24 protein-coding genes and 1 tRNA gene are annotated in these 23,792 nt (G+C 66.1%); 22 read left to right on the top strand and 3 right to left on the bottom strand.

Annotated elements, in window-relative coordinates; genetic code table 11:
- Positions 1–633, bottom strand: a complete 633-nt coding sequence (locus tag AX676_RS03455; protein ID WP_066544097.1) for an enoyl-CoA hydratase-related protein — start codon at positions 631–633, stop codon at positions 1–3.
- A gap of 77 nt (positions 634–710) precedes the next feature.
- On the opposite strand from AX676_RS03455, the gene AX676_RS03450 reads away from it, so the two are divergent.
- The 18 genes from AX676_RS03450 to AX676_RS17010 all read left to right on the top strand — a co-directional run bounded on the left by AX676_RS03450 (position 711) and on the right by AX676_RS17010 (position 16,268).
- Positions 711–1,472, top strand: coding sequence for a class II aldolase/adducin family protein (locus tag AX676_RS03450; protein WP_066478759.1), 762 nt, complete (start codon positions 711–713; stop codon positions 1,470–1,472).
- A gap of 48 nt (positions 1,473–1,520) precedes the next feature.
- Complete coding sequence (locus tag AX676_RS03445) at positions 1,521–2,054, top strand: (2Fe-2S)-binding protein (RefSeq protein ID WP_066478658.1); 534 nt, start codon at positions 1,521–1,523, stop codon at positions 2,052–2,054.
- 98 nt (positions 2,055–2,152) lie between these two features.
- On the top strand, positions 2,153–3,118 hold the full coding sequence (locus AX676_RS03440) for an RcnB family protein (RefSeq protein WP_066478656.1): 966 nt from the start codon (positions 2,153–2,155) through the stop codon (positions 3,116–3,118).
- An 87-nt stretch (positions 3,119–3,205) separates the two neighbouring features.
- Entirely contained in the window at positions 3,206–3,898 is a 693-nt protein-coding gene (locus AX676_RS03435; protein WP_066478655.1) for a prolyl hydroxylase family protein, read from the top strand.
- Between the two features lie 49 nt (positions 3,899–3,947).
- Positions 3,948–5,711 (top strand): single-stranded-DNA-specific exonuclease RecJ, encoded by a 1,764-nt coding sequence (gene recJ / locus AX676_RS03430; RefSeq protein WP_066478654.1) that lies wholly within the window; start codon positions 3,948–3,950, stop codon positions 5,709–5,711.
- A 67-nt stretch (positions 5,712–5,778) separates the two neighbouring features.
- Positions 5,779–5,854 (top strand) — tRNA-Glu (locus AX676_RS03425).
- A gap of 323 nt (positions 5,855–6,177) precedes the next feature.
- Entirely contained in the window at positions 6,178–6,801 is a 624-nt protein-coding gene (locus tag AX676_RS03420) for a response regulator transcription factor (RefSeq protein ID WP_066478653.1), read from the top strand.
- 100 nt (positions 6,802–6,901) lie between these two features.
- Positions 6,902–8,728: a methyl-accepting chemotaxis protein gene (locus AX676_RS03415; protein ID WP_066478646.1), complete on the top strand. Its 1,827-nt coding sequence runs from the start codon at positions 6,902–6,904 to the stop codon at positions 8,726–8,728.
- Between the two features lie 28 nt (positions 8,729–8,756).
- On the top strand, positions 8,757–9,026 hold the full coding sequence (locus AX676_RS03410) for an STAS domain-containing protein (RefSeq protein WP_066478641.1): 270 nt from the start codon (positions 8,757–8,759) through the stop codon (positions 9,024–9,026).
- Positions 9,023–11,161: a chemotaxis protein CheA gene (locus AX676_RS03405; protein WP_066478639.1), complete on the top strand. Its 2,139-nt coding sequence runs from the start codon at positions 9,023–9,025 to the stop codon at positions 11,159–11,161. The genes AX676_RS03410 and AX676_RS03405 overlap by 4 nt, the downstream gene beginning before the upstream one ends.
- Positions 11,158–12,024, top strand: coding sequence for a CheR family methyltransferase (locus tag AX676_RS03400; RefSeq protein WP_066478637.1), 867 nt, complete (start codon positions 11,158–11,160; stop codon positions 12,022–12,024). The genes AX676_RS03405 and AX676_RS03400 overlap by 4 nt, the downstream gene beginning before the upstream one ends.
- Entirely contained in the window at positions 12,021–13,049 is a 1,029-nt protein-coding gene (locus tag AX676_RS03395; RefSeq protein ID WP_066478636.1) for a protein-glutamate methylesterase/protein-glutamine glutaminase, read from the top strand. The genes AX676_RS03400 and AX676_RS03395 overlap by 4 nt, the downstream gene beginning before the upstream one ends.
- A gap of 7 nt (positions 13,050–13,056) precedes the next feature.
- Complete coding sequence (locus tag AX676_RS03390) at positions 13,057–13,605, top strand: chemotaxis protein CheD (RefSeq protein ID WP_066478753.1); 549 nt, start codon at positions 13,057–13,059, stop codon at positions 13,603–13,605.
- A gap of 16 nt (positions 13,606–13,621) precedes the next feature.
- Positions 13,622–13,996: a response regulator gene (locus AX676_RS03385; protein WP_443025983.1), complete on the top strand. Its 375-nt coding sequence runs from the start codon at positions 13,622–13,624 to the stop codon at positions 13,994–13,996.
- 24 nt (positions 13,997–14,020) lie between these two features.
- The gene (locus AX676_RS03380) at positions 14,021–14,461 is read left to right on the top strand and encodes a chemotaxis protein CheW (protein WP_066478634.1); all 441 of its coding nucleotides are present in this window, start codon (positions 14,021–14,023) and stop codon (positions 14,459–14,461) included.
- A gap of 37 nt (positions 14,462–14,498) precedes the next feature.
- Positions 14,499–15,542 (top strand): chemotaxis protein CheB, encoded by a 1,044-nt coding sequence (locus AX676_RS03375; RefSeq protein ID WP_066478632.1) that lies wholly within the window; start codon positions 14,499–14,501, stop codon positions 15,540–15,542.
- On the top strand, positions 15,532–15,855 hold the full coding sequence (locus tag AX676_RS03370; RefSeq protein WP_066478630.1) for a hypothetical protein: 324 nt from the start codon (positions 15,532–15,534) through the stop codon (positions 15,853–15,855). The genes AX676_RS03375 and AX676_RS03370 overlap by 11 nt, the downstream gene beginning before the upstream one ends.
- A complete protein-coding gene (locus AX676_RS17010; protein WP_082731203.1) occupies positions 15,852–16,268 on the top strand; it encodes a response regulator in 417 nt (138 codons plus the stop codon). Before AX676_RS03370 ends, AX676_RS17010 begins: the two co-directional genes overlap by 4 nt.
- Positions 16,269–16,454: 186 nt before the next feature.
- Here AX676_RS17010 and AX676_RS03360 read toward each other — a convergent pair whose 3' ends face one another.
- A complete protein-coding gene (locus AX676_RS03360) occupies positions 16,455–17,453 on the bottom strand; it encodes a tetratricopeptide repeat protein (protein WP_066478627.1) in 999 nt (332 codons plus the stop codon).
- A 145-nt stretch (positions 17,454–17,598) separates the two neighbouring features.
- Between AX676_RS03360 and AX676_RS03355 the strand changes: the two genes are divergently transcribed.
- Positions 17,599–18,420, top strand: a complete 822-nt coding sequence (locus AX676_RS03355) for an alpha/beta fold hydrolase (protein WP_066478626.1) — start codon at positions 17,599–17,601, stop codon at positions 18,418–18,420.
- Between the two features lie 43 nt (positions 18,421–18,463).
- On the opposite strand, the gene AX676_RS03350 is transcribed toward AX676_RS03355, so the two are convergent.
- A complete protein-coding gene (locus AX676_RS03350) occupies positions 18,464–20,197 on the bottom strand; it encodes a DUF885 domain-containing protein (protein WP_066478624.1) in 1,734 nt (577 codons plus the stop codon).
- A gap of 135 nt (positions 20,198–20,332) precedes the next feature.
- Between AX676_RS03350 and AX676_RS03345 the strand changes: the two genes are divergently transcribed.
- The 3 genes from AX676_RS03345 to AX676_RS03335 all read left to right on the top strand — a co-directional run.
- Positions 20,333–21,664 carry an MFS transporter gene (locus AX676_RS03345; RefSeq protein WP_066478622.1) on the top strand — a complete coding sequence of 444 codons (1,332 nt, stop codon included), beginning with the start codon at positions 20,333–20,335 and terminating at the stop codon, positions 21,662–21,664.
- On the top strand, positions 21,661–22,581 hold the full coding sequence (cysK, locus tag AX676_RS03340) for a cysteine synthase A (RefSeq protein WP_066478620.1): 921 nt from the start codon (positions 21,661–21,663) through the stop codon (positions 22,579–22,581). Before AX676_RS03345 ends, cysK begins: the two co-directional genes overlap by 4 nt.
- Before the next feature lie 37 nt (positions 22,582–22,618).
- Positions 22,619–23,792, top strand: a 1,174-nt coding sequence (locus AX676_RS03335) for a cell wall hydrolase (protein WP_066544095.1), incomplete at its 3' end; no start/stop codon positions are given.

Below are 23,792 nucleotides of genomic sequence, written 5' to 3'. Positions count from 1 at the left end.
TCAGCGGCCCTTGAATTCGGGCGGTCGCTTCTGGAGGAAGGCCATGCCGCCCTCCACCGAATCCGCGCTGCCCCGCGCCCTGCGCTGCGCCTCGGCCTCCGCCAGCATCGCTTCGGCATGGCCGGTGTCGAGCGCGCGCCAGACCGCGCGGCGCATCAGGCCGAGCGCGACCGTCGGGCCGCGCGCAAGCCGCTGCGCCAGCGCCAGCGCCTCCTCATCCAGCCGTTCGTCGGTGACCACCCGGTGGATCAATCCCCATTCCAGCGCGCGTTCGGCCGACACCCGTTCGCCAAGCATCATCATTTCCATCGCGCGCGCGCGCCCGACGATACGCGGCAGCAGCCACGTCGCGCCGCCGTCGGGCACCAGCCCGATATTGACGAACGCCTGAAGGAAATAGGCGGTCGGGCTGGCGATGCAGAAGTCCGCGGTAAGCGCGAGGCTGCTGCCGATGCCCGCGAACGCCCGCCCCTCCCCCCGGATCAGCACCGCGCGCGCTCCGTCGAGCCCGGCGAGCGCATCGCGGATCTGGTCGAACATCGCCGTCGGCGCGGCATTCAGGCGATCCGGGCGATTGAGCGCGATGACCAGCACATCGCCATCGCGTTCGACCCGGATCATCGCTTCGCTCATCACCCTGCCTCCAATTGATCGTTCCCCGCCCCCTATGCCATACTGCATCTTCGAAACAATGTCGGATGGAGAAGATCATGGCCACCGCGATCAAGTCGCCCGCGACTATGAGCGACGCGGAGCGCGATGCGCGCCAGCAGCTCGCGGCCTGTTACCGCATTTTCGACATGCTCGGCTGGTCAGAGATGATCTACAACCACATCACGCTGAAGGTGCCGGGCGAGGACGGCGCGTTCCTGATCAATCCCTTTGGCCTGCACTTCAGCGAGGTAAAGGCGTCGAACCTGGTCAAGATCGACATCGACGGCAACAAGCTCGACCTGAACCCGCACCCGGTCAACCTCGCCGGCTTTACCCAGCATGCGCTGTTCCACCGCCACCTGCCCGACGCGCATTGCATCATGCACACCCATACCACCGCCGGCATGGCGGTGAGCGCGGTCGAAGGCGGCCTGCGCCCGACCAACTTCTATGCCTGCAACTTCGTCGGCCAGATCGCATACCACGATTTCGAGGGGGTGACGGTGCGCGCCGAGGAGGGCGAAAGGCTGATCGAACATCTGGGCGACAAGCGCGTGATGCTGCTGCGCAACCACGGCATTCTGGTGATGGGGCGCACACTGCCCGAAGCCTTTATCAAGCACTGGTCGCTACAGCGCGCGTGCGAGATCCAGGTCGCGACCGCGTCGATGGGCACGCCGATCGAGGTTCCCGCCGACGTCGTGGCCATCCATCAGCGCGACCTGCACAAGGTGCAGATCCCCGGCGGCGCGGGCGCGGCGGATTTCGCCGCGATGGTGCGATTGGTCGACCGCATCGACCGCAGCTGGCGCGACTGATCGGGCGCGGGTTTCTCGCCGTCCGATCCTGCGCTATCCGGAACCGCGATGACCCGTTTCACCGTCAACAACCAGCCGGTCGAATACCGGCTCGATCCCGCGACGCCGCTGCTTTGGGCACTGCGCGACGCGTCCAACCTGACCGGAACCAAATATGGCTGCGGCACCGGCGATTGCGGGGCGTGCACCGTGGATATCGACGGCCAGGCGGTGCGATCGTGCCAGGTGACGATCGCGGCGATCGAGGGGACGTTCGTCACCACGATCGAGGGCCTGTCGCGCGAACGCGACCACCCGGTCCAGCAGGCGATGATCGCGGCCAACGTGTCGCAATGCGGCTATTGCCTGCCCGGCATCGTCATGGCGGCGGCGGTCCTGCTGAGGCGCAATCGCGACCCGTCCGAAGCCGACATCGTCGACGCGCTCGGCAACCTGTGCCGGTGCGGCATCTATCCACGCCTGGTCGACGCGGTCCAGATGGCGGCCCGGATCGCGCGGGGCGACGAGACTATCCCGGTGCCGGCCCAGCCGGGCATCGACCCGCGCGACGCGGCGCGCAGCGTACCGGCCCTGCGGCCTTGAGCTTTCCTTTCTGATTGCTGTCAACGCAATTCAGAAACGGGTCATCGCAGCGTGGGTAGACGACAGGCATGTGGCGATCGTGCCACGGAGACGTGACGATGCGAAATATCCTCTTGAGCCTGTTGATCGGCGCCACCGCGCTGACCCCCATCGCTGCCACTGCCCAGGATCGTGACGGTCGTGGCGGGCGTGGCGGTCGCCCCGAACGTGCCGAGCGCGTCGACCGCGGGGGTGCGCCCCGCGCCGCCGAACGCCGCGAAGCGGGCGAGGAACGTCCGGCCTTTAGTCAGCAGCGAAACGAAGCGAGAGCCGAGCGCCGCGAATTTCGTCAGGAGCGCCGGGAATTCGGCGAGGATCGGCGCGCCTTTCGTCAGGATCGTGCCGACGATCGCCGCGACTTCGCCCGCGAACGTCAGGATGACCGGCGCGATTTCCGTCGTGGCGAGGTGACGCGCGAGGCGTTCCGCGCGGATCGCCAGGACGATCGTCGCGACTTCCGTAACGAGCGGCGCGACGATCGCCGCGACTTTGCCGGCGAGCGGCGCGAGTTTCGCAACGACCGTCGCGAATTCCGCGATTTCCGCAATGACCGGCGCGACGTTCGCGATGATCGTCGCGACTTCCGCGACAACCGCCGCGATTTCCGGGATGACCGACGCGATTTCCGTAACGATCGTCGCGACTGGAACGGCCGCCGCTTCGGCGACTGGCGCGACGACCAGCGGTATCGGCGCGGTTGGGATGACCGGCGCGACTGGAATCGCGGCTGGCGCGGCGACAATCGGTACAACTGGCGCGACTGGCGCGGCCGCAATCGGAACCTCTATCGCCTGCCGCGCTATTACGCGCCGAACGGCTGGAATTACGGCTATCGCCGCTTTTCCATCGGCCTGACGCTCGGCTCGCTGCTGTTCGCTCCGCAATACTGGATCGACGATCCGTTCTACTATCGCCTGCCGCCGGCCTTTGGTCCGTACCGTTGGGTGCGCTATTACAATGACGCGTTGCTGATCGACATCCGGTCGGGTCGCGTCGTCGATGTCGAGTACGATATCTTCTGGTGACGATCGCCGGATGGCGAAGCGCGGAGGCCCGGCGGCGACGTCGGGCCTCTTGCGTTTCGGGGGCGGCTTTGTGCAGGGTCGGCGACGATGTTCTGGTCCCGCCGCCGCAAAGCCCCTGCCCGTCCCGGCCCGCCGTCGCCGGCGCGCCGTGACATCGGCGTGCAGGTTGCGGCGCGACTGGCCGCGACCCCGGGCATGCGCCGCGTGCCTGTCGACGGCGCACAGATGTTCACCCACCCCGACTATCTGTCGCCGGCGCAATGCCGGCTGCTGATCGACCTGATCGACGCGGGCCGCCGCAAGTCGACGCTGTTGTCGACCAGCAACGACCCCTATTTCCGGACGAGCGACAGCTGCGACCTCGACCGCTGGTCGCCCGACGTCCAGCCGATCGACGAGGCGATCGCCGACCTGCTCGGCATGGAACCGCGGCAGGGCGAGACGATCCAGGGCCAGCGATATGCGCCCGGCCAGCAGTTCCGCGCCCACCACGACTATTTCAACGAAAACGAGCCCTATTGGGAAACGATGAGGCCGTTCGGGGGCCAGCGCACCTGGACGGCGATGGTCTATCTGAATGACGTATCGGATGGGGGATCGACCTGGTTTCCAAGGCTGGGCGTGCGTTTCAAGCCCGAACGCGGCCTGCTCGTCGCCTGGAACAACATGGGCGAAGACGGCAGCCCCAACGATGCGACGCTCCACGAAGGGGTCGCGGTCACGCGCGGGGTCAAATACATCGTCACCAAATGGTTTCGCGAGGGCAGCTGGATCAAATGATCCCCGTGCTGGACCGCGCCCGCGCGATCGCCTAGCCCCGGTGGCAGCCATGTCAGCGATCCTCAACATCCGGCAATCGATCCTCGGCCAGCCCTGGCAGTGGCGCGGCCTGGCGAACGACGCGGGCGGCGCGGATTACACGCCCGACGATCTGGTCACCCAGCTGTTGCTGGCGCGTGGCTGTGCGCGCGAGGATCTCGATCGCCATCGTGCGCCCAGCATTCGCGCATTCATGCCCGACCCGTCGATCTTCCGCGACATGGACCGCGCGGCCGAACGGATCGCAGACGCCGTCGCCGCGAACGAAAACGTCGTGATCTTTGGCGATTACGACGTCGACGGCGCGACATCGGCGGCGCTGCTGATCCGCCTGTTGCGCGACCTGGGGCTGGCGGCGCGCGCCTATATCCCCGACCGGCTGATGGAGGGCTATGGCCCCTCGGGCGAGGCGCTGGTGCGGTTGAAGCGCGAGGGCGCGGACCTGATCGTCACGGTCGATTGCGGCGCACAGGCGTTCGAGGCGCTGGAGATGGCGCGCGACGCCGGAGTCGACGTGATCGTCGTCGATCATCACAAATGCGCAGCCGCGCTGCCCGTCGCGCATGCGGTGGTCAACCCGAACCGGCTGGATGAGGCGGAAGGCGCCGAACACGGCCACCTCGCCGCGGTCGGCGTCGCGTTTCTGCTCGGCGCGGCATTGCTGCGGGTGCTGCGCGCGCGCGGCTGGTTCGCTGGCGGCCGGGCCGAGCCCCGCCTGCTCGACCTGCTCGACCTGGTGGCGCTCGGCACGGTCGCCGACGTCGCGTCGTTGCGCGGGCTCAACCGCGCCTTTGTCGCACAGGGGCTGAAGGTCATGGCCGCCCGGCGCAATATCGGGATGAACGCGCTGATCGAAGCTTCCCGCCTGACGCGCGCACCGAGCTGCAGCGACCTGGGCTTCGCGCTGGGCCCGCGGATCAACGCCGGCGGGCGCGTCGGCCGCGCCGACCTGGGCGTACGCTTGCTGACCACCGACGATCCCGACGAGGCACGACGAATCGCCGCCGAGCTCGACCAGCTCAATCAGGAGCGCCGGACGATCGAGGGCGAGGTGCAGGCGACCGCCGAGACGCTGGCGGGCGGAACGGCGCATGCGGTCGCGGTCGTCGCGGCGCCGGGATGGCATGCCGGCGTAATCGGCATCGTCGCGGGGCGGCTGAAGGAAAAGCTGGGTCGGCCGGCCATCGTCATCGCGATCGACGAACAGGGCATCGGCAAGGGGTCCGGACGGTCCGTCGCGGGGGTCGACCTGGGTGCGGCGATTCTGGCGGCGAAGGAAGCCGGTCTGCTGATCGCCGGCGGCGGCCACGCGATGGCGGCCGGGCTGACCATCGCCGCCGACCAGGTCGATGCGCTCACCGCGTTCCTCGACACGCGCCTGGGCGAAGCGGTTGCGCGTGCCGGGATCGGGCGCGCCCTGCTGGTCGACGCCGTGCTTGCGCCGCGCGCGGTCAACCCGGTGCTGGTCGATGCGCTGGAACAGGGTGGGCCCTATGGCATGGGCTGGCCCGCACCGCGCGTCGCCGCGGGCCCGGTGCGCGTGGTGAAGGCGGATGTGGTCGGCACCGGCCATGTCCGCGCCATCCTGTCGGGCGACGACGGCGCGACGCTCAAGGCGGTGGCGTTTCGCAGCGCCGACACGCTGCTCGGCCAGGCGCTGCTGGCCGCCCCGCCCCATCGCCGGCTTTGGGTGGCGGGACGTGCGCGGCGCGACGATTGGGGCGCGCGCCCGGCCGCCGAACTGCATCTCGACGATGCGGCATGGGCGGAGTAGGCGGTCGAAAAGGATCGCTTGACCGCCGCGGATCATTTTTATAGGTGCGCCCGACCAGCCAAGGCATGGCCCCTTCGTCTAGCGGTCTAGGACGTCGCCCTTTCACGGCGAAAACACGGGTTCGAGTCCCGTAGGGGTCACCATCGTCAAGCTGAGAGTATCGGAACTGCGCCGTTCCGCATGATGTGGTGAAAACGGCTTCCAAAATTTATCCCACAGACCATAGGCGCCCATCCCGAGCAAATCCCCGCTTGTTGCCGCCGGGCGAGCGTTCAGCCGGATCGATCAGATCAGCGCGACCAGCGCCGCCGGGCTGCTGCCGCCGGCCTTCAAACACGACGCCGGCGATCTGCAGCCGGACCAGCCCAACGAGCGGGTCGACCGCTTGTTTGGCTTGACCCGTTGCTCCCGGCCATAGCACGTTCGATCGGCGCAAATCGCGTTGACGTGAGCAACCAGGAATAAGATGCGGGCAGTCTACCTCGTCGATGACGACGATATCATTCGGAATCTGCTGCGGGATGTCCTTTCGGGCATTCCGGACCTGCTGCTGTTCCCCTTCCGCGCCGGGAATGATTTCATCGCTGCCCTTCCCGATTTGGCAGGCGGCGTGCTCATGTTGGACATGAAGATGCCCGGCATGAGCGGCCTTGATGTCCTTGAGGCGATTCACCGTCAGGAAGGTCGTTTCACCACCATCCTGATGACAAGTCGGCCGGCTGTCGCCGATGTCGTAAAGTGCATCAAGATGGGCGCTTACGACTTTCTCGAAAAGCCGATCGATCCGGACGCACTGGTCGACTGCATTGAATCGGCACTTGAGTCGCTCTGGGAAACGCGCGCGAAACTCGCAGCCAGGGCGGAGGCAATGAAACGCATCAACCGTCTGACCGATCGCGAACTGGGAATACTCGACCTTATGGTTGACGGGTTGCCCAACAAGGTGATCGCCGACCGCCTGTCGCTCAGCACGCGCACCGTGGAGGTTCACCGCGCCAGTCTGATGGCGAAAATCGGCGCGGAATCATTGTCCGCCGCGGTTCGCATGGCGGTTCTTGCCAACCCGTATATTCTGCAGGAATTGCCTTAACCGCAGTTTGCGGAAACTACGTACGCCCCCCAAAACGCTCTGGTTACGGCCATCGCCCTACGCTTCCCGACACAGTTTCCGGGATAGGGATGAGGCAGATATGAGCATCAAGGGCAAGGGCCAGGTCGGGGGTGCCGTCATACTGGGCGCAATGGCCGTGTCCGTTATTTTCACCAGCGTGCAGATCGACAAGATCCGCTTCGGCGGCGACATGGATCGGCGCAACCAGCAGGTCAGTGACCTGACCGCGGATATTCTTCCGCCGCCCGAATATGTGATCGAACCCTATCTCGAGGCGACGCTGCTGGTCGCTAACCCGTCGACGCTTCCCGACCGACAAAAGCGCCTTGCCGAGCTCGAGCAGCAATTCAATGATCGCTATGCGTACTGGAAATCATCGGACCTCCCGCCTGCACTGAAAGAGCAGATCCTGAATCGATCGGGTGCGAAGGCAATAGAATTCTGGACCGAACTGAATCAGCGGCTTCTGCCCGCCGTCGCCGGCGGCAATATGGACCGAGCACAGGCCAGCTATGCGCGTCTCACCGATGACTATGTCAGCCATCGTGCAGAGATCGACAAGCTGGTGGTCGCGGCTGGCGAGGCCCAGACTCGCCTGAGCGAGGATAGCCACGCGACTCTCGCGTCGACGATCCTGTGGCTCAGCGTGCTCGGCGTCCTGATCGTCGCCATGCTGGTCGGTGGAATCTTTTATCTGATCCGCAATGCGCTGAACCCGCTATCGGCAACCGCCGACGCCATGCGCCGGATGGCAGAGGGCGATTTCGACGTCGCGGTCGAAGGAAACGGCCGCAAGGATGAAATCGGCACCATGGTCCAGGCTATCGAAGTGTTTCGGGCAGCGTCGAAGGCGCAGGCCGAGGCCGAAAGCAAGCAGCGTCAGGTCGTGGAAGACCTCGCTGCCGGTCTGCGCCAGGTCGCCGATGGCAACATGACCCATCGCATCGATCACCCATTTGCAAATGAATATGAAACCTTGCGCACGAGCTTCAATGAGACGGTGGAAGGACTTGCGACCATTCTCGCGCGCGTGTCAGGCTCTGCATCCAGCGTTCACACCGGCGCTTCCGAAATCCGCGCCGCGTCCGATGATCTAGCGCTCAGGACCGAACAGCAGGCGGCAAGCCTTGAGGAAACCGCGGCGGCCATGAACCAGGTTACCCGCATGGTTCAGGAAACCGCGCGCAGTGCCGCGGAGGTCAACGGCTCGATTGCCCAGGCGCACCGCGAAGCGACCGAGGGCGGACAGGTTGTGCGGCGCGCAGTCAGCGCAATGGGCGCGATCGAGAAATCGTCTCAGGAAATCAGCCAGATCATCAACGTGATCGACGGTATCGCCTTCCAGACGAACCTTCTCGCGCTCAATGCCGGGGTGGAAGCCGCCCGCGCCGGTGATGCCGGAAAGGGGTTCGCGGTGGTCGCGAACGAAGTACGCGCGCTTGCCCAGCGCTCCGCCGACGCCGCCAAGGACATCAAGGGCCTGATCATGACCAGCAGCGAGCAGGTCAGCGACGGCGTGACGCTCGTCGGCGAAACCGGCTCGCTTCTCGAGCGCATCGTCGAACGCGTCGGCGCGATCAGTGCGCTGATCACCGCGATCGCCGAATCCGCCGAAGTCCAGTCGGCCAACCTGCAACAGGTAAATGGCGCAGTGGGCGAGATGGACAAGATGACACAGCAGAACGCCGCGATGGTTGAAGAATCGACCGCCGCCGCACGCAGCCTGGCCGGGGAAGCCGACGAACTGTCCAGCCTCGTCGCCCGCTTTCGCACGGGCAGTGTCGAGGAAATGCCGGTAGCGATGCCGGCCCCGGTCCGCCGTAGCCGCACGCCGCGCCGCGCGCCGGTCGTGCAGGGCAACCTCGCGATGAAGCCCGTGGATGACGAGGACTGGTCGGAATTCTAATCGGTCGCCGGGGGCAAGGAACAGGATCATGCACATCATTGCGCTACCCGCGCGGTGCGACGCGACGGCGGTCGACGCAGTTCTTCCCGAGCTGATCGCCGCACTCGCATCCGGCCCGACCACGATCGACGGCAGCCATGTCGTGCAGATCGGACAGGCTGGCCTGCAGCTGCTCGTCAGCGCGCGGAAAAGCGCGGATGCTGGCAACCGGGCCTTGTCGATCATCGCGTCGGATCCGCTGCGGGACATTGCGTCCGTTACCGGCCTCGACACGCTTCTTTTCGGGGCGGCGGCATGACGAGCGACGAAATCCAGGCAATCTTCTTCCTTGAATGCGAAGAAGCGCTGGCGGCTGCCGAAACCGCGCTCGATGCCTGCCGTGCCGGCAGCTACGATGCCGAGACGATCAACGCGATTTTCCGAGCGGTACATTCGATCAAGGGGGGCGCGGGGGCATTCGGGTTCACGGCGCTTCAGCACTATACGCACGGGTTCGAGACACTGCTTTCGGACGTTCGCGACGAAACCGTCACCCTCGGACCGGAACTGGTCGACCTGATGCTGCGCGCGCTCGACGTGCTGAACGATCACGTTGCTTCGGCACGCGGCAATGACGGACCGCCCGACGATGCAGCATTGCTGAAGCAACTGGCTGCAGCCCAAAGCGGTTCAGCTCCTGGACAGCCCACAGAAGGGGTAACGCACGCCGCTTCGACACCCGTTCCCGCCGTGAGCGATGTCGCCGATCTCGACTTCGATCTTGACGCCATGCTCGGCGACATCGCTGCGGAAGTTGCGCCGGAACACGGCGGCCGTTCGGCACATATCCGACCACTTGACGCCGCAATGCAGAATGGCGGGGAGCCGGTTCTGCTGCTGCGCGAGCTCGTTCGCTTGGGTGCGATCTGTACCGCGGTAGACTGCGCCGCCGTACCCGCGCTCGAACAGTACCGCAGTGCCGCTGCCTGCCTCGCCTGGACATACAGCCTGCCGGACACGGTATCCGACGATGCCGTGATGGAGATATTCGACTTTTTCGGCGACGATTTCGTCATCTCCATCGCTAGCGGTGAAGCGCAGCAACATGCGGAGCAATCCTCCGAATCGACCGTGTCGATGGCGGCGTCGTTGGCCGCGATCGACGCTGCCATCGCCGGACCAGAAGTTGCAGTCCCGGCGGTCGCCACGACGCCGTCCGTTCCGGAAACCAAGTCCGCCCCGGTCCCCGCGGCCGCCGCAGCGGCACCGGCGGCAGGCGGCCAGTCGATCCGCATCGACCTGATCAAGCTCGACCGGCTGATCGATGCCGTCGGCGAACTGGTGATCGCGCAGGCCATGATGGCCCAGCGGCTTTCCGGTCACGGACTGGCCGGGATCGAGGAACTGGCGATGCTGGACGGGCTGACCCGCGACATCCAGGAAAGCGCAATGGGCATCCGCGCGCAGCCGATCGGATCGGTATTCAGCCGCGTGCCGCGTATGCTGCGCGAACTCGAGGGAACGACCGGCAAGCGCGTGACGCTCGAAGTGAGTGGAGAGGCGACCGAGCTCGACAAGACCGTCATTGAACGGCTCGGTGAACCGCTCACCCACCTCATCCGCAACGCGGTCGATCACGGTATCGAACCCCCGGCGGATCGGGTCGCCGCCGGCAAGTCACCCCAGGGGACGCTGCGCCTGTCCGCTGAACATCGCAGCGGTCGCATTGTCATCCGTGTCAGTGATGACGGAAAAGGCATTGATCGCGAACGCGTGCTGGCAAAGGCGGTCGAGCGCGGGCTGGTTTCTGCGGACGCCACACTGTCGAGCGAAGAAATCGACAACCTTATCTTCGCGCCCGGCTTCTCCACTGCGCAGACCGTATCGAACATCTCCGGCCGCGGCGTCGGAATGGATGTGGTGCGCCAGAATGTGAAGGATCTGGGCGGTCGAATCAGCATCGAATCGACTCCCGGCGCGGGCAGCGTTTTCACGCTCGCTTTGCCGCTCACGCTGGCGATATCCGACGGGATGATCGTCACGGTCGGCGATCAGACGCTGGTCGTGCCGCTTGCGCATGTGGTCGAGAGCCTGCGCCCTGAACCGGGCGACGTAAAACGGCTGGGGACCGATCGCACGATGCTCGACGTGCGCGGTAAGTTCATCCCGATCCTTCCGCTTGACCGGGCGGTAAACGCGAACGGCGCGGTCGCCGATCCGTGCCAGTCGGTGCTGATCGTCGTCGATACCGAGATCGCCGGAAGGGCCGCGCTTCAGGTCGATGCGATCTGCGACCAGCGCCAGTTTGTGATCAAGAGCCTCGACACCCATTACCGCCCGGTCGACGGGGTGGCCGGCGCGACCATATTGGGGGATGGTCGCGTTGCACTCATCGTGGACGTGGACGCGCTCGTGTCGAACGCGGTCACAAGCCCGCTCAGGGCCGCCGCATGAACGCCGCGCTCGCCCTCGACCGGATGCCGGGAATCAGTCCCGACGTCTATCGCACCGCCGATTTCGAAGCTGTGCGCGACATCGTGCACGGCGAGGTCGGCATCGTCCTGCCAAACGGCAAGGCGATGCTGGTCTATTCGCGCCTTGCGCCGCTCGTCCGCAACGCCGGCTGCGGCACCTTTGCCAATTATGTGAAGCGGATCGAAAGCGACCAGACCGAGCGCAAGCGGGCGATCTGCGCGCTTACCACCAACCATACCTTCTTCTTTCGCGAAGGCCATCATTTCGATCACCTGCATGACGATGTCCGACCCGCGTTGCAGCGCAAGCTGTCGGCGGGGCAGCCCGTGCGCATCTGGTCCGCCGGCTGCTCGAGTGGTGAAGAAACCTGGTCGCTCGTCACGACGATGCTGGGGGAGGACCGCGGCGTGGGACGCCGCATGGCGGAAAGCGACCTGATCGTCCTGGCAAGCGACATTGCCGACCACGCCCTCATCAGCGCGCGTCAGGCGACCTATTCCGCAGCATCGCTTGAAGCTGTGCCCGCACCCCTGCGCAAGCTGTGGTTCGACGAACGGGACGGCCTTGCCACGGTATCGGCCGCCGCGCGCGCGGTCGTGCGCTTCCGTACGCTCAACCTGCTCGGTCCTTGGCCGATGTCGCGCCAGTTCGACGTCATCTTCTGCCGCAACGTGATGATCTATTTCGATCAACCGACCAAGGAACGGCTCGTCGCCCGCTTCGCCGAACAGCTGCTCCCCGGGGGCACGCTCTACATCGGACACAGCGAACGCGTGACGGGTCCCGCCGCCGCCCTGCTCAGCCCGATTGGACCCACCATCTATCGAAAGTCCGCACGATGAGCATCCGGGTTTTGATCGTCGATGATTCGCCGACCATGCGCGCGTTGCTGAGCGAGTTGCTGCGCCGCGAAAGCGACATTGAAGTGGTCGGCACCGCAGTGGATGCCGCCGATGCACGCGCCCAGATGCGGTCGCTGAATCCCGACGTGGTGACGCTCGACATCGAAATGCCGGGCATGGGCGGGCTCGACTTCCTGGAAAAGATCATCCGCCTGCGCCCCACGCCGGTCGTGATCGTGTCCGGGCTGACCCGCGACGGGGCCGATGCCACCGCCCGCGCGCTCTCGATCGGGGCGGTCGATTGCTACGCCAAACCGCAGGGCCGCGCCGGGGAATTGTTGACCAGCGACGGGGGGAAGCTTGCCGACCTGATCCGTGCCGCCGCAATGGTGCGCAACGCACCGCGGCAGGCCAAGGCCCCGGCGCCTGTCATGCCGTCGCTTGGCACGGCGCGGGGTGCCGCGCGACTGATCGCGATCGGTGCGTCGACCGGGGGGGTAGAGGCGCTTCAGCAATTGCTTACCCGCTTCCCCGCGGACTGCCCGCCGGTCGCGGTGGTCCAGCACATCAACGGTCATTTTGCCGAAGCGGTCGCGCGGCGGCTTGATGCGCAATGCGCAGCCCGCGTTGTCATCGCGGAGCCCGATGTAACAATGCAGCGCGGACACATCTATCTGGCCGGCGGCAATGAACGCCACCTTCAGGTGCGCAGCGGAAGCCAGCTGTACACCCGTGTCCGCCCCGGCGAAAAAGTGGGCGGCCATCGTCCAAGTGTCGATGTCCTGTTCCACTCGGTCGCCGAAACGCTCGGTGCCGATGCGGTCGGCATCCTGCTGACCGGCATGGGAAGCGACGGGGCACGGGGTCTGCTGGCGATGGCCCGGGCAGGAGCGCAGACCATCGTTCAGGACGAAGCGACCTGCACCGTATTCGGCATGCCCAAGGCGGCAATCGCGCTGGGTGCTGCGGGTGTCGTCGCCCCGATTCACCAGATCGCCGATTATGCACTGGCAAGGGCAGCCTGACATGTTGATGACCGCCACCCAATCCTGCCCGAAAATGGCCCGCCTAACCGTCATGCAGGGTCAGGTACGCGTCAGCGACAGCGCGCGCGTCGAACTCACCACTGTGCTTGGCAGCTGCATCGCCACCTGCCTTTTCGATGCCCAAGCGGGCGTCGGCGGCATGAATCATTTCCTGCTTGGCGAGCCCAAGGCTTCGCAGGCTTCGGCGGCGGTCGACGAACATTACGGCGTCTATCTGATGGAAGTGCTGATCAACGAAATGCTCGCCTATGGTGCGACACGTTCGGGACTGCGCGCCCGGATTTATGGCGGCGCCAACATGCACAGCGGCATGGCGCGCATCGGCACCGCGAATGCACAGTTCGCCAAAGTGTTTCTGGAACGCGAACGCATCGCGCTCGTCCATGCCGACCTTGGCGGAGTGCGTGCGCGCCGCGTCGATTTTCGCCCTGCATCGGGCCAAAGCCGCTGCCGGGTCGTCGCCGAAGCCGTTGCCCCCGCCCACCTCCCCATGCCGCGCCACGACGTATCGAGCGGCGACGTCGAACTCTTTTGATCAAGCGAGACCGGACATGACCATGACCTGCACCCGCATCCTTACCGTCGATGACAGCGCCAGCATGCGCGCGCTGCTGAAACACGCGCTGACGGCGGAGGGATTTGTTGTCGATCAGGCCGTCGACGGCATCGATGCGCTGAGCCGGCTTTCGGTGGCTGATTACGATGTGGTTATCACCGACATCAACATGCCCAATCTCGACGGATTCGGCCTGATCGAGCGGGTGCGCGGCCAGGGTCTGCATCAGGGCCGACCGATCCTCGTGCTCACAACTGAAAGCTCCGACGAGAAGAAGGCGCGCGCGCGTGCTGCCGGGGCGACTGGCTGGATCGTCAAACCCTTCGATGCCGCCAAGCTGGCGACCGCCGTTCGCCGAGTCGCCCACTGATCACCTTTGCGCAGGGAGAAGGAAATGACTCGTCAGCTCATCACGTTCGAAGTCGAGCAACAGGTGTTCGGCATCGACATCATGGCCATCCGCGAAATCCGTGCATGGACGCCGACCACGCGCCTGCCGCATGTGCCGCATTTCGTCGTTGGCGTCGTCAATCTGCGCGGCACGGTGTTGCCGGTGTTCGACCTCGCGGCACGGCTGGGTTGGCATCCGTCAGAACCGACCAGCCGGCACGTCATCATCGTGACCCAGGTGGAGGGCCAGTTTCGCGGACTGATCGTGGACTCGGTCAGCGACATCGTCACCATTGGCCCAGACGCGCTGCAGCCGCCACCTGCCACCACCAACGACAGCGTCGTGCCGTTCCTCGAAGGCCTCGCCGCGATCGACGACCGCATGGTGATGGTGCTCGACCTGCGCGAACTCACGCAGGGTCAAGACATCGCCGAGGCCGCGTAGCCAGAAACAGTAACGATCACCATTCGGGATACATCACATGACCGCCAAGAAAGTACTTATCGTCGACGATTCAATGACCATGCGCGCGCTGTTCACGAACGCGCTTGAGCGCAGCAAGGATCTGGTGGTGGTCGGTGCAGCGAACGGAGCCGACGAAGCGCGAGATATGATTGCCGAACTGCGCCCGGACGTGCTGACCCTGGATGTGGAAATGCCCGGCATGACCGGCATCGAGTTTCTGGAAGAATTGATGACCTCGCGGCCCGTACCGGTCGTGATGCTCTCCACCCTTACGCAAAAAGGCGCTGACGTTTCGTTGCGTGCGATCGAACTCGGCGCGGTCGACTGCTTTCCCAAACCGGCGCGCGCCACGCCCGACGAGTTTGAAAAGATCGTGGGCAAGCTGTGCAAGACCGTGCTGACCGCGGCCAGCACAAATCTTGCTGCACGCCGCGCGCAGAAAGCCGCCCGGCCTGCCGCCGGCCCGGGCACATATCACTGGGACGGATCGCTCGTCGCGATCGTCGGTGGCATGGGCGGCATCGAGGCTGCGTCCGAAATGCTCGCCGGCTTCCCTGCGAACTGCCCGCCGACCATCCTCATGCTCGCGATCGACGAAGGCTTCGGCGTGCCCTTTGCTGCCAAGCTGTCCAGATCGATCGCGCCAAAGGTGAAGCTGGCGGCGGATCACGAACCGCTCGAACAGGGCACCGTATATATCGCGGTCGATCCCACACGGCATGTTGTGATCGATCGCTGGCCGGGTGGCACAATGCGCCTGGTTGATCGCGAACCGGTAAATGGCTGTCGTCCCTCTGCAGACCTGCTGCTAGGTTCGATCGCAAAGACCGCGGCAGGCAAATGCCAAGCCGTGATCCTGTCGGGTGGTGGCAGTGATGGTCGCGCCGGAATGGCCGCGGTTCATGGATCGGGCGCGAGATGCTTCGGTCAGTCAGTCGAAACCGCGCTCGTCGCCGACGCCATCATCGCAGCGTCCAGCGCCTGCCCCCTCGTCAGTGTCGCACCAGCCGATCTGGCGGCCGCTATCACCCAGGCGCCTGTGGTGCAAAATGCAGCATGACCTTTCCCGCCTGCGCCGCGAGTGGGATCGCCTCATCGCTTCCGAACTGCGTGCGCTGAGTGCGCAGATCGATGCGTTGGGCGCAATTCTGTGCGACGATTTAGCGGTCGTCTCGGCGCATGGTAACACGCTGCAGCAGATCGACCGCATCGCCCAGGAACAACGCTGCCTGGCCGATCTCGTCGACGCGACGTGCCGCGACCATGCCGTCAGCGGCTTGACCCTCGACAATCTCGCGGCCCGCCTCGCCCGCGCCGCCGTTGCGTCCGATGTCGGCTGCGCCGTCCCCGCCGCACAAGAGGTTCGACCATGACCGGGCAGCCGTTGAACGTCCTGATTGTGGACGATTGCGAAATCGTTCGTAATCTTCTCGCGAGCCTTCTCCCCTCTCCGATATTTCGACCCTGGTTTGCGGAGAACGGACGACAGGCGCTGGCTTGGCTCGAACTTCAAGAATTCGACATAATGTCTACCGATTACAACATGCCGACCATGGACGGCCTTGAACTGGTTGCGATGGTGCGCGGTAATTCACGCCATGACAGGATGCCAATTCTGATGATATCGAGCGAGCAGAACCGTGCGATTCACGATCAGGCGATCGCTTATCGCAATGTGCACTGGTTGCCCAAGCACGCGGCGATGCTCAGTTACCAGCAGGCGCTGATCGCCGGTATCGACAGCGCAGCGAGTGAACGGCCAAATCGAAACTGCGCGGCGGCGTGAGCCCTCGCTCCCCTATCCTCCGCTGCCCAAACTTTCGAGGATATGCTTGCCTGAATGTGCCGGAATGTCGAACTGGGATGGTGCCGCCGTCTCGGACAGGTCAGCGGCTCCACGCCTGGACGACGAAACGAACGATGATCGAGACGCCCTGCCCTACGAAGTCGCGCCTTCTTGCGTTATCGAGCGTCAGCGCGCGGGATAGCGGTCGGCGTCGGCCTCGAAGGCAATGCGGCGTGTGACGCGGTCGATTCCCGCCCGGATGTCGCCGGCGCGCGGATCGATGTCGGCGGCGCGCTGATACGCGCGCAGCGCATCATCCAGCGCCCCCGCCGCTTCGGCACAGAGCGCAAGATTGAACGCGATCGACGGATGGCCTGGCAGCTCGGCATCGATGCCGCGCCATGCCGCACAGGCAGCGTCGGGGTCGCGTTCGGACACGAGGACCGCGGCCCGGAAACGCTGGCCGATCTCTTTCGGCATCTTCGACCGGCCTTCGCGATACCGGATGCTTTCGCGCACCGCATAGGGCGCGATGTCGCGGCGAAAAGCGGCGGCATGGCTGGCGATCTGCGCGCCGATCATGTCCTCGACCGTCCGCTCGGGTCGTTCGCCCGGACACCAGCTCAGCTCGGCCCGCTCGGGACGTGCGGTACGGTAGACGACGACATCGTCGGACACCCGCGTCAACCGCAGGGTGACGTCGACCGCGACGATTCGCTGACGGCACAGCGTGTCGACATCCGCCTCCTTCAGGCATTTGCCCTCCCGCGTGCCGCCCTCGCGCTCGACGCACTTGCGCACCTTGCGCTTGACCTCGTTCTCCTCGACATCGGTGGCGACGGTGCCGGTGATCACGCCATCCGCGCTGGGCGCCTCGCCGCCGCGATACCTGCTCGCGCCCGAGATGACGGTGAAATAGCGGGTGCCGTCGATATCGGCGCGGTCCAGTGCCTCCTCGATCGCAAAGGCGAGCTGCGCGCCGTCCGCACCCGCGACCCGGTCGACCGCCATTCGGGTGAGGAAACTCGCGTCGCGGTTGGGCGCGGGATAGCGCGCGAGGAAGTCGGCGGTCTCCGCCTGCGCGCCGGGGGCCATGGCGAGCGCCGCGATGGCGCCGCCAAGCACGACCATGCGCCGCCGCCGCAGATCCCGCCGTCCCGCATACGCCCCGCGTGCACGCGCCATGTCGATTCCCCCCGGAATGTCGTTTCGTACCGATGATGATAGCCGATCCGGCGAGCGGGAAAAGACTGTCGCGCCGGGCGATCGGGTGACGCCATATTGTCACCACGTCGGGCTAGCGTCGCGCCGTTAGCCACCGGAGACCCCCATGCCCTTCATCGAAACCCGCGACGAGACCGAGCTGTACGTCAAGATGTGGGGCGATGGCCCGCCCGTCGTGCTGGTCCATGGCTGGCCGCTCAATGCCGACAGCTGGGACGCGCAGGCGCTCGGCCTGGCGGAGGCGGGCTACACCGTCATCGCCTATGACCGGCGCGGGTTCGGCCGCTCCGAACAGCCGTGGCACGGCTATGACTATGACACCTTCGCCGACGACCTGGCCGACGTACTCGACGCGGTCGATGTCGAGGATGCCGCGATCATCGGCTTTTCGATGGGGGGCGGCGAGATCGCGCGCTACATGAGCCGGCATGAGGGTGCGCGGGTCGTCAAGGCCGGACTGATCGGCGCGGTCACCCCCTTCCTCCTTCAGACCGACGATCATCCCAACGGTGCGCCGCAATCGGTGTTCGACGGGATGATGGCGGGCGTGCGCGCCGATCGTGCCGAATTCATGCAGGGTTTTCTGAAGGGCTTTTTCGGGCTGGAGAACAACCCTGAGGCGTTGAGCGACAGCGCGGTGCATCATCACTGGAACATGGCGATGATGGCGGGCCTTCACCCGACGCTGCAATGCATCGCGGCGTTCGGCACCACCGACTTTCGCGCGGACATGGCGGCGTTCACCGTACCGACGCTGATCGTTCATGGTACCGCCGACAGCATCGTGCCGATCGACATCACCGCGCGCGTCGCCGCGACGATGATCACTGATGCGACGCTGATCGAATATGACGGCGCGCCGCACGGGCTGGCGGCAACGCATGCCGACCGCCTGACCGAGGACCTGATCGAGTTCCTCGACGGCTGAGGACGAAGCGTCGCCCTGGCGCAGGCCGGGGCGACGCCCTTTTTCAGAACAGGGCGCGCGGGGTATCCTCGTTCATCATTGCCTGACGGACCAGCGGGATCGGCGGGCCGCCATAGCTGAGGAAGCGGTCGTGGAAGCCCTTCCACGCCTCGCGCCCGCCATTCTTCGCGGTCCAGTCGGCGCGCAGCTTGCGGATCATCAGCTTGCCGAGCGTGTAGTTGAGATAGGCGGGATCATAGGTACCACGCGCGGCCTGTTGCCGCGCGTTACCTTCGTCCTGGAAACATTCGTCGCGAAACATCGCCTGCGACTGCGCCTGCGTCATGCCGCGCGCGTGCAGCCCGATCGCGGACAGGAACCGGCAGTTGCGCAGCAGCGCGTTGGACAGCTGGCCGATATGCGTCTCGGGCGTGCCGCGCAGCCCGGCCTCCCACATCATCTCCTCGGTATAATGCGCCCAGCCCTCGGCAAAGGCGTAGCCGACGAACAGCCGGCCAAAGAGCGATTCCGAACGGTTGGCGTGGAGGAATTGCAGGAAGTGACCGGGAAACACTTCGTGCACCGTGGTGAACAGCAGGTCGGGCTCGCCGGGAATATAGGCCGCCTGCACCGCCGGCGACCAAGACGGATCGGGCGGCGAGATGTAGTAGATCGACGGAATATTCTTCTCGAAGGGTCCGGGCGGGTCGATATAGGCCGAGTTCTGCCGGTTATAGGGCGGACTTTCGCGGACCAGCGCTTCCTCGGTGCCGGGAATGGTCACCAGGTCCTTTTCGATCAGGAAGGCGCGCAGTTCGGGGATCTGGCGACGGGCCGCGGCGACCGGCCCGCCCTCGGGCTTGATCGCGTTGATCTCGCCCATGCATTGCGCGATCGATTTGCCCGGCGCGAGCTTGGCGCATTCGGCGCGCAGCATCGCCTGGTTGCGGGCCAGGTCGGCGCGACCGACGCGTTCCAGCGCGTCGAGCGAGATGTCGACGGCTTCGGTCGCCTTCAGCATGCGCGCGAAGCGTTCGGGCCCGAGCGCGAAATCAGTGGTCGCGTCGGCCTTGCTGGCCTCGAGCCAGTCGCCCAGCCCGCGCGTCGCCTTCGCCGCGGCCATGGCGGCGGCGTCGAACTCGCGCTGCAGCGTCGGGTCCTTGACCTCGGCAAAGGCCGCCTTGGCATCGCCGGTATAATAATCGGCAAAACCGCGGAAACCGGCCACCCCATAGTCGACAAAGCTGACCGGCAACGGAAGCTTCAGGTTCGCCTTGATCTGCTCCACCGCGCCGGGCACGCCCTTGAGGAAACGGGTGAGCGCCTGCAGCCGCGTCGCCGGATCGGCATAGTTGCGCGCGACATAGACGTTGGGATCGAGCCCGCCGATGTAGAAGGCGGGGTTGCGATGCGGCTGATCTGCATCCTCCAGCCAGAACAGCTGGCCTTCCGCCACCTTGGCCAGGTAATCGCGCTCGAAACGCTGCTGGGGGGTCAGATCGCGAAACCGGCCGGCCTCGCGGATCGTCACCTTCAGGAAGTCCGCGCGCGCCTTCAGTCCGGCATCGCTCCAGTCGGGCAGCTTGCCGTCGAAATCGTGGCGGCCCTGATAGACCGCGAACGCCGGGTCAAGCGTGAACCAGCGCTCGATCGTCCGGTCGACAAACGCCTGCCAGTCGGCCGAACCAGGTGCAATCACCGCAGTCGCCTGCCCGTCATTGCCGTCGCCGCCGGGCGAGCAGCCGAACAGGGCCAGCGCCGCTGCCGAAACCACCGCTGCGCGCAGATATTTCCGCATCCAATCCTCCGATTCGTTGCCAACATGCTGACAGGTCGGGGGATGAAGGGCCAGCACGGACAAGCCACGCTTGTTCGCGGCCCCAGCAAAGCGTGGTTGCCGCCGCCCCCGCGATACCGGTAGAGCGCGGGCGAGATGGTTGCTGTCGCCCACCCCTTTCGCGTCCACAACTTCCGCGCCTACTGGGTGGCGCGGCTGGCCACGACCCTGGCGCAGGTCGCGATGGTCGTCGTGATCGGATGGCAGGTCTACGATATCGCGCGCCGCACCATGGGGATCCGCGATGCCGCGATTCAGCTAGGCCTGATCGGGGTCGCTCAATTCCTGCCGCTGCTCGTCCTGTCGCTATGGGCCGGATGGGTCGCCGACCGGGTCGATCGCCGCTGGGTGGCGCGGGGTGCGGTGGCGCTGGAGGCCGGATGCGCGCTCACCCTTGCCTGGCTGACCTGGTCGGGCACGATCACGCTCGGCGCGCTGTTCGCCGTCGCCGCCCTGCTGGGCGTGGCGCGTGCCTTTGCCGGGCCAGCGCTGCAGGCGCTGTCGCCCAATCTGGTCGCACCGGCGGTGCTGCCGACCGCGATCGCGCTCAGTTCGATCGCGTGGCAGTCGGGTTCGGTGATCGGTCCCGCGATGGGCGGCTATCTCTATGCCGCCGCGCCCTGGCTGCCTTACGCAATTTCGGGCGGGCTTTTCCTGCTGGCCCTCGTCATGCTGATGCTGATTTCCGCCGTTCCGCGCGCGGCGATCCGGGGCACGACCAATCCGTGGGCGCAGATGGTCGACGGGCTGCACTATGTGCGCCGCAACCGGCTGGTCTTCGGTGCCATCTCGCTCGATCTGTTCGCGGTGTTGCTGGGCGGCGCGACCGCGATGCTCCCGGTTTATGCCCGCGACATCCTGATGGTCGGGGCCGATGGGCTGGGCCATTTGCGCGCCGCCCCGGCGGCGGGCGCAGTCGCGATCGCGCTCGTCTTTTCGTGGCGGCCGCTGCGTCGGGATGTCGGGCGCAAGATGCTGCTGGCGGTGGCCGGGTTCGGCGTTGCAACGGTGATTTTCGGGGCGGCCGGTCCTTTGCTGCAACGCTGGCTCGGACCCGACGCAGTCGGCAGCGACGTCGCGCCCGCCGTCCTGGTGTCGCTCGCGGCGCTGTTTGTGCTCGGCGCGGCCGATATGGTTTCGGTCTATATCCGCCAGTCGCTGATCCAGCTGCACACGCCCGACGAGATGCGCGGGCGCGTCGGTGCGGTGTCCACCCTGTTCATTTCGGGATCGAACGAGCTCGGCGAGGCGGAGAGTGGCTTCCTCGCCGGTCTGATCGGACCGGTGGCCGCGGTCGTGGCCGGCGGGATCGGCGCGGTCCTGGTGACGATCGCCTGGGCGCGGATTTTCCCAGAGCTGCGCCGCGCGCGGACCTTCGATCCGCCCGAAACATTTGAATTTGTCCCCGTAAAGGAGAAGCCGGCATGAAGGCGAACACGATTCTGGCGACGATCGGCAACACCCCGCACATCCGGGCGAGCCGCCTGTTTCCCGACGCGGAAGTGTGGATCAAGTCCGAGCGGTCGAACCCCGGCGGCTCGATCAAGGACCGCATCGCGCTCGCCATGATCGAGGCGGCGGAGGAAGCCGGCGCGCTGAAGCCCGGCGGTACGATCGTCGAGCCGACCAGCGGCAACACGGGCGTCGGGCTTGCCATGGTCGCGGCGGTCAAGGGCTATCGCCTGATCCTGGTAATGCCCGAGAGCATGTCGATCGAGCGTCGCCGCCTGATGCTCGCCTATGGCGCGACCTTCGACCTGACTCCGCGTGAAAAGGGGATGAAGGGCGCGATCGAGCGCGCAACCGAGATCGTTCAGTCGACGCCGGGCGCGTGGATGCCCCAGCAGTTCGAAAACCCGGCCAACATCGCGGTGCATGTGCGCACCACCGCCAATGAGATCCTGGCCGATTTCGCCGAGTCGCCGATCGATGCGATCATCACCGGGGTCGGCACAGGCGGGCATATCACCGGCGTGGCCGAGGCGCTGAAGCCGCATTGGCCGGCGCTCAAGGTCTATGCGGTCGAACCCGCCGCCTCGCCCGTCATTTCCGGCGGTCAGCCCGCGCCGCATCCCATCCAGGGGATCGGCGCCGGCTTCGTCCCCGCCAATCTGCACACCCCCGCGATCGACGGCGTGATCCAGGTCGATGCCGGCGAGGCCAAGGAAATGGCGCGCCGCGCCGCGCGTGAGGAGGGGATGCTGGTCGGCATCTCGTCGGGCGCGACGCTCGCGGCGATCGCGCGCAAGCTGCCCGAACTGCCCGCGGGATCGCGCGTGCTCGGGTTCAACTACGACACGGGCGAGCGGTATCTGTCGGTGCCCGACTTCCTGCCCGAACATTGATCCGGAACGATCGCGCCGACGACGGCGAAATCGCGTGATGCGTGCCGATCCCAGCGCGGGGCTGTCCGTGCCGCTGCGCGCCGCGATCGCACTGGTCGGCAGCATCGCGGTCGTGCTGCCGGCGGTCATCGTCACGGCAGTGCCGCCCGCCCGGCCGCCATCGCAGGCTGCGCGCGCGGCCGAGGCCCGGGTCATGCCCAAGGTGGTGGTGCCGCCGGTCGAGCCGATCCGGCTGCGCGAGCTAGCCCCGCGCGACGCGGTTGCGCTCAATGCGTCGGTTCCGTTTTCTGACGCACCCAACCCCGCCGCGCGGCCGTTCCGTTTTCGCGGTGCCCCGGAGGACCGTTCGCGCGCGATCGACTGCCTGGCGGCGGCGATGCTGTACGAAGCCGGCGATGATCCCGACGGCCAGCGTCCGGTCGCGCAGGTCGTGCTCAACCGGGTGCGCCACCCCGCCTTTCCCAAATCGATCTGCGGCGTGGTGTTCCAGGGATCGGACCGGCGGACAGGGTGCCAGTTCACCTTCACCTGCGATGGCGCGCTCGCCCGTGCCTATGCGCCGGCGCAATGGCGTCGTGCCCGCGATCTGGCGGCTGCCGCAATCGACGGTCGGGTCGACCGCCGCGTCGGGCATGCCACGCACTACCACACCGACTGGGTCGTGCCCTATTGGAGCGCGAGCCTGGACAAGATCGTCGCTGTCGGCACGCACCTGTTCTTTCGCTGGACGGGATGGTGGGGCACCCCTGCGGCGTTCCGCGGCAATGCGAGCGGTGTCGAGCCGCGTATCGCGCTGCTTGCCCCCTATTCGGCAAGCCATGAGGGCGCGGAGTCGACGATGGCCGAGGATCCCGGCGCCAACATGATCGACGCGGTACCCGGCGGCGCGGTTACGTCCGCACCCGATCCGGTTGCGGACTTCGATACCTTTCTGGTCGCGCTGGATCCGCGTCTCGGTGCGTCGGCATATCCGGACTATGCGCGGCGCGTCTGCGGCCCACGCGACAGCTGCAAATTGCTGGGATGGCGCGACGCGGCACTGGCGCGCGAGGCGATCGCGAAGGATGGCGTGCTGTCGCCCAGGCTCCTCGCCACGATGTCGTTCAGCTATCTGCTTGACCGCAAACGCGGCTTTCAGCGTATCCTGTGGAACTGCGCCGAGTTTCCGCGCGACAATCCGCGTGACTGCATGCGACGCGGGCTGGCGGCGG

The organism is Sphingomonas sp. CCH21-G11 (genome assembly GCF_001555965.1).
Classification (GTDB): domain Bacteria; phylum Pseudomonadota; class Alphaproteobacteria; order Sphingomonadales; family Sphingomonadaceae; genus Sphingomonas.
Note: the sequence above shows the minus strand (reverse complement) of the source record. Positions and strands in the feature narration are given on the sequence as shown.